General features: G+C 73.7%; 6 protein-coding genes and 2 pseudogenes. 4 read left to right on the top strand and 4 right to left on the bottom strand.

Going from position 1 to position 9,949, the window contains the following annotated elements; all coding sequences use genetic code 11:
• Positions 1-94: 94 nt before the first annotated feature.
• Positions 95-1,735 (bottom strand): peptide ABC transporter substrate-binding protein, encoded by a 1,641-nt coding sequence (locus tag ACSNN7_RS27620; protein ID WP_436683962.1) that lies wholly within the window; start codon positions 1,733-1,735, stop codon positions 95-97.
• A 431-nt stretch (positions 1,736-2,166) separates the two neighbouring features.
• Between ACSNN7_RS27620 and ACSNN7_RS27615 the strand changes: the two are divergent.
• Positions 2,167-2,325, top strand: a pseudogene (locus ACSNN7_RS27615) (PIG-L deacetylase family protein); the annotation flags it as partial.
• 105 nt (positions 2,326-2,430) lie between these two features.
• Here the strand turns inward: ACSNN7_RS27615 and ACSNN7_RS27610 are convergent.
• From ACSNN7_RS27610 to ACSNN7_RS27600, 3 genes are all read right to left on the bottom strand, one after another.
• The gene (locus ACSNN7_RS27610) at positions 2,431-3,603 is read right to left on the bottom strand and encodes a thioester domain-containing protein (protein ID WP_436683960.1); all 1,173 of its coding nucleotides are present in this window, start codon (positions 3,601-3,603) and stop codon (positions 2,431-2,433) included.
• A gap of 183 nt (positions 3,604-3,786) precedes the next feature.
• Complete coding sequence (locus tag ACSNN7_RS27605; protein WP_436683963.1) at positions 3,787-4,473, bottom strand: response regulator; 687 nt, start codon at positions 4,471-4,473, stop codon at positions 3,787-3,789.
• Positions 4,474-4,475: 2 nt separating this feature from the next.
• A complete protein-coding gene (locus ACSNN7_RS27600; RefSeq protein WP_436683958.1) occupies positions 4,476-5,714 on the bottom strand; it encodes a PspC domain-containing protein in 1,239 nt (412 codons plus the stop codon).
• Positions 5,715-5,911: 197 nt separating this feature from the next.
• Between ACSNN7_RS27600 and ACSNN7_RS27595 the strand changes: the two genes are divergently transcribed.
• The 3 genes and pseudogenes from ACSNN7_RS27595 to ACSNN7_RS27585 all read left to right on the top strand — a co-directional run bounded on the left by ACSNN7_RS27595 (position 5,912) and on the right by ACSNN7_RS27585 (position 9,879).
• Positions 5,912-7,525, top strand: coding sequence for a PspC domain-containing protein (locus ACSNN7_RS27595; RefSeq protein WP_436683957.1), 1,614 nt, complete (start codon positions 5,912-5,914; stop codon positions 7,523-7,525).
• A pseudogene (locus ACSNN7_RS27590) lies at positions 7,522-7,800 on the top strand (hypothetical protein); the annotation flags it as partial. The gene ACSNN7_RS27595 and the pseudogene ACSNN7_RS27590, both read left to right, overlap by 4 nt.
• A gap of 831 nt (positions 7,801-8,631) precedes the next feature.
• On the top strand, positions 8,632-9,879 hold the full coding sequence (locus ACSNN7_RS27585) for a phosphatidylserine decarboxylase (RefSeq protein ID WP_436683956.1): 1,248 nt from the start codon (positions 8,632-8,634) through the stop codon (positions 9,877-9,879).
• The last annotated feature ends 70 nt before the right edge of the window (positions 9,880-9,949 follow it).

Here is a 9,949-nt window from a genome sequence, read left to right as displayed (position 1 = left end):
CCCCCCCCCCCCCCCCCCCCCCCCCCCCCCCCCCCCCCCCCCCCCCCCCCCCCCCCCCCCCCCCCCCCCCCCCCCCGGGGTCAGACCGTTCGGATCAGAGCTCGACCGAGGTGATGTCGAGCTCGCCGACGTTGGTCAGCTCCATCTTCTTGATCTTCTCCGAGTGGCCGGACTGCTGACCACCGAAGTAGACCGGGATCGACGGCACGTCGGCGTCGATCTTCGCGACGGCCTGGGCGAAGAGCTTGTGCGACTCCTCCAGGCTCGGGGCGGCGCTGGCCTGCTTGGCCAGGGCGTCGACCTCCGGGTTGCTGTACAGACCGTCGTTCGAGGAACCACCGGTCACGTAGAGCGGGTTGACCCAGTTCTCGACGTCCGGGTAGTCCTGCTGCCAGCCGGCGCGGTACATGCCGTCCATCTTGTGGGCGTTGATGTTCTGGCGGAAGACCGCGAAGGTCGGCACACCGGTGGCGACGGCGTCGATGCCCAGCGTGGTCTTGATCTGCTGCGCGACGGCCTCCATCCACTCCCGGTGGCTGGCGTCGGCGTTGTAGTAGAGCTTCAGCTGGCCCTTGAAGCCGCCGGACTTGGCGTACAGCGCCTTGGCCTGCTCCGGGTCGTACTTGCAGGCGGTGCAGTTGCCCGCCGCGGCACCCGGGGTCAGCGGGTTGGCCCAGCTGTCGGCCGGCTTGCGGTTGCCGAAGAAGATCTTGTCGCTGATCTCCTGGCGGTTGATCGACAGCGAGATCGCCTTACGCAGGTCCGCGTTCTTGAAGCGGGCGTCGTAGATCGGGAAGGCGATGATGCCGGTCACCGGGGTGGTGGAAGCGATGGCCCGGTCGCCCAGGTCGTTCTTCCAGTTGTCACCCGCGAGCGAGGAGACCGGAACCTGCTGCATGAAGTCCAGGTTGTTCGACACCAGGTCGCTGTAGGCGGCCGTGTCGTCCTGGTACATCTTGACGGTGACGTCCTTGATCTTCATCTTGTCGCGCAGGGAGTAGTCGTCGAACCGCGTCAGCTTGATCGCGACGTTGTTCTCCCAGGACACGAACTTGACCGGGCCGTTACCGACCGGCTTCTTGCCGAAGTCCTCCGCCTTGCCGGCGAAGAAGGAGTCCGGCAGCGGCATGAAGGTGCTGTAGCCGAGCTTGGTCGGGAACACGGCGGTCGGCGCGGCGAGCGTGACCTCGAAGTTCCAATCGTCGACGACCTTCAGGCCGGACATGGTCTTCGACTTGGGCTCGGGGGCCTTCTTCGGGCCGTCCTCGTCCGGGTCGCTGGTGTTGACGTCCGCGAAGCCCGCGATGTCGGCGAAGAAGCTGGAGTTCTGCGCGCCGTTCGGCGAGTAGGCGCCCCAGTTCCAGGCGTCCACGAAGTTCTTGGCCTTGACGACGGTGCCGTCGTGGAACTTCGTGTTCTGCTTGATCTTGATCTTGTAGACCTTGGAGTCGGTCGTCTCGATCGACTCGGCGAGCGCGTTCTGCGGCGCACCACCGTTGTTCGGGTACTCCACCAGGCCGGTGAAGAGCCAGTCGATGATCTTGCCGCCACCGGTCTCGGTGGTGTTCGACGGAACCAGGGGGTTCTCCGGCTCCGTACCGTCGACGACGATGCTGCCGTCAGAGCTCTTGGCGGCGGTGCCGCCCTCGTCGTCGCTGGTGGAGCAGCCGGACGCGATGAGCGCGAATGCCGCGCCCACGGCGATGGCGCCGCTCGCCCGCTTCGAGACTCTCATTCCGAGGGGCCTCCTCTTTCGTAACCTGGTGCCGTCGTGGGTTTCACGCACGCATGGGGGGTGACGCCGCCGGCGACCCGAGTCGCAGGTCACCGGTACTACCGCAGAGAAATCGGGACACCCCAGGGGGACCGATCCGCCGGGCCACCACACCTCTGGAGTGCGACGCCGCGCAGGCTCGACGGCCACGAACCGCCTTGGTGGGCGGCGCCGTGGCCGGCGGGACGTACGGGGTGCCTCGCGCCAGGGGTGAGGTGCTGCCACTGTGACACTCACCGGCCCATTACGTGAAGGTGCCGTTATCAAGACGTTAGTTGCCCGCCACGTTGCCGATACTTGAGAAAAGATCATGGAGCGGCCCGGTCGTACCGCTTTGAGCAGGCAAGACATCAACGCCGCGCATCGCCGGGCCACCTCTGGGCTGAAGGCTGGTGAGCCTGCCGGCCGCCGCTCCGGCACTGTCCGACGTCCACCGAGCGCTGGCCGTTTTTGCCCATCCGAATGATGTCGCCTTCGGCTGTGCGGGCACGATAGCAGGCTGGGTGGAGGACGGCGTAGCGGTGGCGTACCTGCTCGTCACCCGGGGCGACGCCGGCGAAGGGACCCGCTGCCGTGGCCGCGCGGGTCCGGGCGGCCCCGCAGACGGCTCCGGCCCCGGCACCCACTCAGGTGCCGGGGCCGGAGGGGGTGGATCGTCAGGCGGTGAAGCGCACCTTGCGGCGGCGGACCACCAGGACGGCGACCGCGCCCACGGCGAGCAGCAGCACGCCGGCGGCGGCCGCCGCCGCGATCGGCGAACCGGTCAGCGGCAGGTCGCCGCCGTTGCCGGCCGGCGAGGTGGACGGCGCCGGGCTCTCCCCGGGGGTCGACGGCGACGGCGACTCGGCCGGGGTGGACGGCGAGGGCGACGCCGACGGGGTGGACGGCGACGCCGACGGGCTGGCGGGGGCGGCGGCGAAGTTCGCCGCGGCGTCCGCGGTCACCGTGGCGCCGGCGCTGCCGCCGAGGATCAGCTTCTGCTTCTCGTTCTTGCCGCCCGAGAAGAGGAAGACCCGGCCGAAGGAGACCGAGTCCTTGGCGGAAACGGTCACGGTGACCGAGCCGGGGTCGGTCGCGGTCAGCCAGAACGTCCCGCCGTTGGTGGTCGTGGTGACCGGCTTGCCCTCGGCGTCGACGGCGGTGCCGCCGGAGACCTTCAGCGCGATGTCGCCCGCCGGGCCCTTGACGGTGAACGGGCCCGCCTTGCCGCCGGCCGTGCCGGTGGCCTTCGCCGGGTCGAGGGTCAGCTCGGCCTTCGGCTCCGGCTGGTCGGTCGCGTTCGCCACCAGGTAGTCGTAGACCTTCTTGATCACGCCGTACTCGGCGGCGTCGCCCAGGCCCTGCTCCCACTCGCCCAGCTTGACGCCGTCGCTGAAGTGCCAGACGGCGGTCTGGGTGCCGAAGTAGAGCAGGGTGTCGCGCCGCTTGTCGCCCAGCCCGGCCGGCAGCTCCGTCCCGGCCGCCTTCAGCAGCGCCGGCACCTCGGCGTTCGGGTAGCCGTGGGTGAGCACCCACTGCACCTTGCCGAGGTTCTTCACCGCCGACTCGCCCCAGGTGCCCTCGGTGTACTCACCGTCACGGGCCACCGGCGTGTGGAAGTCGATGCAGAAGACCGGCACCGTGCCGTCCTTGAGCTCCAGCGCGAGCGCCGAGGTCGACAGCTTCTTGTTGTCGATCTTGAGCACGACGCCGGTGTTCTTCACCGCGCGCGCCACGCCGGTCGCCGGCGCCTCGGCGGCGGCCGGAGCGGCCGAGCCGAGCACCATCGCACTGCCGGCGACGAGCGCCGTGGCGATTCCGGCCCAGCGTCGTCCCAGTTGTCCGAACATCAAACTCGTACACCTCTCCCCAGGGGTGGGCCCGCATCCGGCGGGCCTGCACAGGTCGCCGTTCTCGCGGGGTTTTGCACCACCCGCGCGCGAGATGGACGCGACGGGGAATTATGCGACACGAGTTGATCTCTTGTCAGCCCCTGGGGTCGTTCGGTCCGGTAGTTCCGATTTGACCGGACGTCACACCAACCGGCGGTCCGCCGCCCAGCGGGAGAGCTCGTACCGGTTGGACATCTGGAGCTTGCGCAGCACGTTGGAGACGTGCGTCTCGACCGTCTTGATCGAGATGAACAGCTCCTTGGCGATCTCCTTGTACGCGTACCCCCGGGCCAGCAGGCGCAGCACCTCCCGCTCCCGGTTGGTGAGCTGGTCCAGCTCCGGGTCGGCCACCGGCGCGTCCGGGCGGGCCGCGAAGGCGTCCAGCACGAACCCGGCCAGCCGCGGGCTGAACACGGCGTCGCCGTCGGCCACCCGACGGATCGCGGCGGTCAGCTCGTCCGGCGAGATGGTCTTGGTGACGTAGCCCCGGGCGCCGGCCCGGATCAGCCCGATCACGTCCTCGGCGGCGTCGGACACGCTCAGCGCCAGGAACTTGACCTGCGGATGGGTGCGCCGCATCGCGTCCAGCACCGCCCGGCCGCCCCCGTCGGGCATGTGCACGTCGAGCAGCACCACGTCCGGCTGGGTGGCGGCGATCCGGGTGACCGCCTCGGCCACCGTGCTGGCCTCCCCGACCACCTCGACGTGCGCGCCCAGCTCGGCCCGTACGCCCGCCCGGAACATGGCGTGGTCGTCGACGAGGAAGACCCGCAGCCGCTCCACCCGGGCGTCCGCGCCCTCGACCGGTTCCATCGACTGCTCCGCCATGGTCACTTGTCCCTCTCCGCCGTGGAGCCGTTGCCGGTGATCGGCAGGATCAACCGGACCTCGGTTCCCTCTCCCGGCCCGGACCGGATCTCCGCCCGGCCGCCGTGCCGCTTCATCCGCCCGACGATCGATCCCCGTACGCCGTGCCGGTGGTCCTCCACCGTATCCGGGTCGAAGCCCTTGCCCCGGTCCCGCACGAAGACGCTCACCTGCTCCGGCTCGACCTCGGCGTAGAGCGACACGGTCTGCACCCCGGCGTGCCGGGCCGCGTTGACCAGCGCCTCGCGGGCGGCGGCGACCAGCGCGCCGACCCGCTCGTCGGTCTCCCGGTCGCCCACCACCACCGCCTCGACCGTGATCGCGAAGGTGTCCTCCACCTCGGCGGCGGCCTGCTCCAGCGCCGCAGCGAAGCGTTCGGTGGGCGAGCCGGTCGGCTTGTAGAGCCAGTTGCGCAGCGAGCGCTCCTGGCCCCGGGCCAGCCGCTGCACCGTCTTGACGTCGGTGGCGTTGCGCTGGATCAGGGCGAGGGTGTGCAGCACCTGGTCGTGCACCATGGCGGCCAGCTCGGCGCGCTCCTGCTCGCGGATGCGCCCCTCCCGCTCCGAACGGAGCTGGTTGTACGTCCGCCACAGCACCGGGGCGGCCACCACCCCGACGCCGGCCAGGCCGACCAGCGCGAAGATCACGCCGTTGACCACCGCGTCGAAGTTCTGCACCGGCGAGTAGACCGCCGCCACCCCGATGATGCCGACCGCGACCAGCACCCCGCCGCCGACGAAGCGGAGCACGAAGGCCCGCCGGTCGCTCTCCTCGACCACCGCGCCGAGCCAGGGCACCGGGGAGTCGCCCCACTGCCGGCGGCGCTCCGGCGCGGACTGGTGCCAGATCACGCCGGCGCCCACCGCGATGATCGCAACCAGCCAGCCGGCGGTGCCGGTCGCGCCCACCGAGTCGAAGACCAGCACCTGGATCAGCAGCACGCCCAGCCCGATCAGCACGAACGGCAGCAGCTGGGAGAGGTCCCGCCGGGGCGGCGCGGCGGTGTCGCCGGGGCGCAGCGGGACCACCGCCCAGAAGGCGGCGTAGAGCAGCAGCCCCAGGCCGCTGAGGCCGAGCAGGACCATGAAGGCGACCCGTACCCGCAGCACCGGGATGCCGAGGTGGTCGGCGATACCGGCCGCCACGCCGGCGGCGAGCCGGTGCTCGGGCGCCCGGTAGAGGCGGGGCGGTGGGGTCGTCACGGTGCTGATCGGAGGCTCCCCTGGTCAGGGCCGGCGCGGCGCGGGCGCCGGATCGTCCGGCTCCGGTCCGATCGTCACACGGTGCGACCGCCGCCGACCACGGGGACGCCCCGGACATTCCGGCGCCCGGGATCTCAGGGTGGGGTCAGGGTCACTTCCGGAGGACGCTCGGGCGTCCGGCGCAGCAGGATCGGAGCATGACCGAGGAAGCTGCCCCGCCGCCCCGCCCGTGGGCGACCGGGCCGGAGAGTCCGCCGCCCACCACCGCCGGTGCGCCGGGCCCGTGGGCGTCGGCCCACGGCGGCGACCAGCCGCCACCGCCCGGAGGGTACGCCCCGCCGCCGTTCGGCGGTGCCGGCTTCACCTCGCGGTACGGCCTGGTCCGGCCGCGTGAGGGCCGCTACCTGGCCGGGGTCTGCGCGGCGATCGGCCGGGCCACCAACACCGATCCGGTGCTCTGGCGGGTGATCCTCGCGGTGCTCGGCTTCTTCGGTGGCGTCGGCATCCTGCTCTACATCGCGGCCCTGCTCGTCATCCCCAACGAGGGTGACAGCGGCTCCCCGGTGGAGTCGATGCTCGGCCGGGGCCGGTCCAGCATGTCGCCGGTCACGGTGATCGTGCTGAGCATCCTGGTCGCGGTGAGCTTCGGCTACATCGTCACCGACGCGTTCCGGGCCGTGCTGCTCGGCGCGGCGATCCTCATCGGCGGGGCGCTGCTGCTCAACCGGGACGGCCGCACCCCGCCGATCGGCCCGCCCGCCGGCGCGCCGGCCCCGGCCGGCGCGCCACCCGGTCCGGTGCCACCGGTCAGCTACCCCGCGCCCGGCCTCTTCGCCCCGGCACCGGCGGCCCCGACCGGCCCGGTCCCGCCGGCCGCGCCGACCGTGCCGCTGCCGGTGACCGTGCCGGCGGAGCGCACCGCCGAACTGCCCGCCTGGTCGCCCGCGCCGGCCGGCTCCCGGCCGGACGCCCCGACCGCCGCCTGGCCGGCCGCGCCGGCGACCGCTGCGCCCACGGCGGCCTCCTGGCCGCCCGGGTCACCGAACGCCGAGCCGACCACCCCGGTTCCGGTACCCCCGGTGGGGCCGGCCGTGCCCCCCGGCGGCTACCGCCCGCCGTTCGCGCCGCGCGGGCCGTACGCCGGGCCGCCGCAGCCGCCGCCACCCCCGCCGCCCCGCGTGAAGCCGCCGAAGCGGCCGCGCGAACGGTCGGCGCTCGGCGCGGTGACCTTCTCGCTGATCTTCCTCGCCCTGGGCGTGGTGGCCATCCTGGACCTGCTGGACGTCTTCCCGGTCGGTGCCGCGGCCTACTTCGCGGCGGCGCTGGCCACCATCGGCCTCGGCCTGCTGGTCGGCACCTGGTTCGGTCGGGCCCGCTGGCTGATCGCGCTGGGGCTGGTGACCGCCGCGGCGCTGGCGGTGGCCACGGTGGCCGAGTCGTACGACCGGATCCGCGGCGTGGACGGGAACGTCACCTGGGCTCCCACGGACGTGCGCGACCTGGCCACCCGCTACGAGAACAGCTTCGGCGACGCCACCCTCGACCTGCGGGGGATCAACTTCGACAAGCGGACCACGGACATCACCGTCGTGGTCAACTTCGGGGAGGCGACCATCGTGGTGCCACCGAACGTCGACGTGACCACCGTGGCCGACGTCAACGCCGGCGAGGCCACGGTCTTCGGCCGGGGCTCGGGCGGGCTGGACGGCCGCTCCCGGGAGGTCACCGACCTCGGCCCGGACGGGGCCGGCGGCGGCACGCTGCGCCTCAACGTCCACGTCAACGCCGGCAACCTGGAGGTGACCCGGTGAGGGTGCACCGCACGGATCTCGTCTCGCTCGCCTTCGGGCTGCTCTTCCTCGGGCTCTCCGTCTGGTGGCTGCTCGCCCAGATCCTCGGCCTCGCCCTGCCCCCGGTGGGCTGGTTCCTGGCCGGCGCGCTGGTGGTGATCGGGCTGCTCGGCCTGGTCGGGGCGCTGCGGTCGGGCCGGGCCGAGCACGAGCCCACGCCCGCCGCCGGGACGGCACCGGCCGGGCCGGAGGCGTCCGCCACCGGCTGGCCGGACCCGCCCGCCGGTCCGCGGGAGGGCGCCTTCCCCGGCCCGGGTGACCCCAGGTCCACCGACCGGGAGACGGCCGAGGTGTTCGCCGGGCCGGAGACGACCGGGCCCGGGTACCGGCGGGACGACGAGGCCACGCTCGTCCGCCCGACCGACGCCCCGGGTGCCGAGCCGGAGACGGGCGAGGCCACCCACCCCGCCCCCGGAGCGGACGAGGACGCAGTCAGCCGCCCGCCGGTGAGTACCCAGGAGCGATTCGCCGCGGAGCAGACGGCCGAGGTCCGGTTCGCCGGTCCGGACGCCGCCGACGACCGATGGGCCGTCGGCACCGCGCCCGGTACGCCCGAGCTGCCCGCCGGAGCGGACCCGGCCTGGCCGGCCGGGCCGGACGCCGCGGACATCCGGCTCGCCGGTCCGGACCAGGCCACGGCGCCGGTGTGGGGGCCGGACGGCACCGCCGACCGGGCCGCCGAGGCGCGGACCCGCGCGGTCGGTCCGGCCGGGGACGCGGACGAGTGGCCCACGACGGCGATCAGCGACCGGCCCGTCGAGGCGGTCGAGGACCGGGCGGCCGACGCGCCGGACGACTCGCCCCACTGGTCGCCCGTGGCGCCGGTCAGCGGCCCGCCCGCCGGGGAACGCCGGTCACGCGACTGACCGCGGCGGTGCGCTCGCCGTCCACGGGCTCGTATGCTGGCCGGTGGAGATCCCGCCTCCGCCGGCCGGCCCGCGCCGCCGGGCCTCGTCCGCGGCCGAGCCGACCCGGTCACCGGTCCCGTCCGGGGCCGAGTGGTCCAGGTCGCCCGTGGCGGTCCCGCCGCGACAGCCCGTCTCTACCTCGTCAGGAGCCCGTCCGACATGACCCAGTCCCCCGCCGAGCGCACCCCCGGCCGGTCCGGTCCGGTCCGCATCGGCGAGCGCGCCGCCCGTACCCTCGTCACCGAGCTGGCCCGGCGTAACGACCCGAAGGCCGCCCTCCTGGTCGGCGCCACCCCGGAGTCCGCGGTGCTCGCCGCGGCGGTCGACGCGCTGCTGCCCGGCGACACGCTCACCGTCGTCCCGGCCGAGACGGCCCGCGCCGGCGCGCTGCGCGAGCACGTGACGGCCCAGGGTCGCTGGGTCGCCGACCGGGTACGCGTCGTCGACTCCCTCGCCGAGGCGGACGCCGCCGAGGTGGTCATCGCCGCCGAGCCGCTGACCGGCACCGCCGAGCAGGCCCGGACGACGATCGACGGCCTGGTCAAGTACCTCAGCGAGGGTTCGGTGCTGAGCGTGGCCGCGCCGGTGTTCCGCACCGAGGGCGCCGCCGCCGAGCTGGACCGGCAGGGCGTGCTGCACGGCGTCGGCACCGACCTGGTGCTGCGCAACTCGCCGCCGGTACGGGTGCACCACCTGCGCTTCACCCCGGCCAGCCCCGCGCTCGCCGCCCGGCTGGCCCCGGCCCACCGGCCCTCCAGCGTGCCGCTGACCCGTGGCATGCACATCGACTCCAACGGCGTCGCGGCGGCGGGTATCGCCCTCGGCCTGGCCGCGGTGGCCCGCGTGGTGCGTCCCAAGTCCAAGCTCTGGCTGCTGCCGGCGCTGGCGGCCGGCCCGGTGGCCGCGTTCTTCCGGGACCCGGAGCGGGACGTGCCGGAGGACCCGTCGGCCGTGGTCGCGGCCGCCGACGGCCGGGTCCTGTCGGTGCAGCGGCTGCACGACGAGCGCTTCGGCGACGGCGAGTGGCTGCGGATCGCGGTCTTCCTGTCGGTGCTGGACGTGCACGTCAACCGCGCGCCGGTGCCCGGCAAGGTGGTCGACTACTTCGTCGCCGACGGCGGCTTCGTCAACGCGATGAAGCCGGACGCCGAGCACAACGTGGCCGCGTACACGGTGCTGGACACCGACCACGGCACGGTGGTGGTGGCGCAGCGTACCGGCCTGATCGCCCGGCGGATCGTGCAGCGGGCGCCGATCGGCGCGCTGCTGGCGCGGGGCGAGCGCTTCGGCCTGATCCGGTTCGGCTCGCGCACCGACGTCTACCTGCCGGCGGACGCGGCGGAGCCGCTGGTCGGACCGGGCGACAAGGTGGTCGGCGGGTCCACGGTCATCGCCCGCTGGCGCTGACGGACGGACGCGAGAAGGGGGGGGGGGGGGGGGGGGGGGGGGGGGGGGGGGGGGGGGGGGGGGGGGGGGG

The sequence above is a fragment of the Micromonospora sp. URMC 105 genome, assembly GCF_051386295.1.
In the GTDB taxonomy this organism is placed as follows: Bacteria; Actinomycetota; Actinomycetes; order Mycobacteriales; family Micromonosporaceae; genus Micromonospora.
Note: the sequence above shows the minus strand (reverse complement) of the source record. Positions and strands in the feature narration are given on the sequence as shown.

Bases quoted from the DNA above. Each gene is read 5' to 3' on its own strand.
- ACSNN7_RS27620 (WP_436683962.1), bottom strand. From the start codon at position 1,735: ATGAGAGTCTCGAAGCGGGCGAGCGGCGCCATCGCCGTGGGCGCGGCA.
- ACSNN7_RS27610 (WP_436683960.1), bottom strand. From the start codon at position 3,603: ATGTTCGGACAACTGGGACGACGCTGGGCCGGAATCGCCACGGCGCTC.
- ACSNN7_RS27605 (WP_436683963.1), bottom strand. From the start codon at position 4,473: ATGGCGGAGCAGTCGATGGAACCGGTCGAGGGCGCGGACGCCCGGGTG.
- ACSNN7_RS27595 (WP_436683957.1), top strand. From the start codon at position 5,912: ATGACCGAGGAAGCTGCCCCGCCGCCCCGCCCGTGGGCGACCGGGCCG.
- ACSNN7_RS27585 (WP_436683956.1), top strand. From the start codon at position 8,632: ATGACCCAGTCCCCCGCCGAGCGCACCCCCGGCCGGTCCGGTCCGGTC.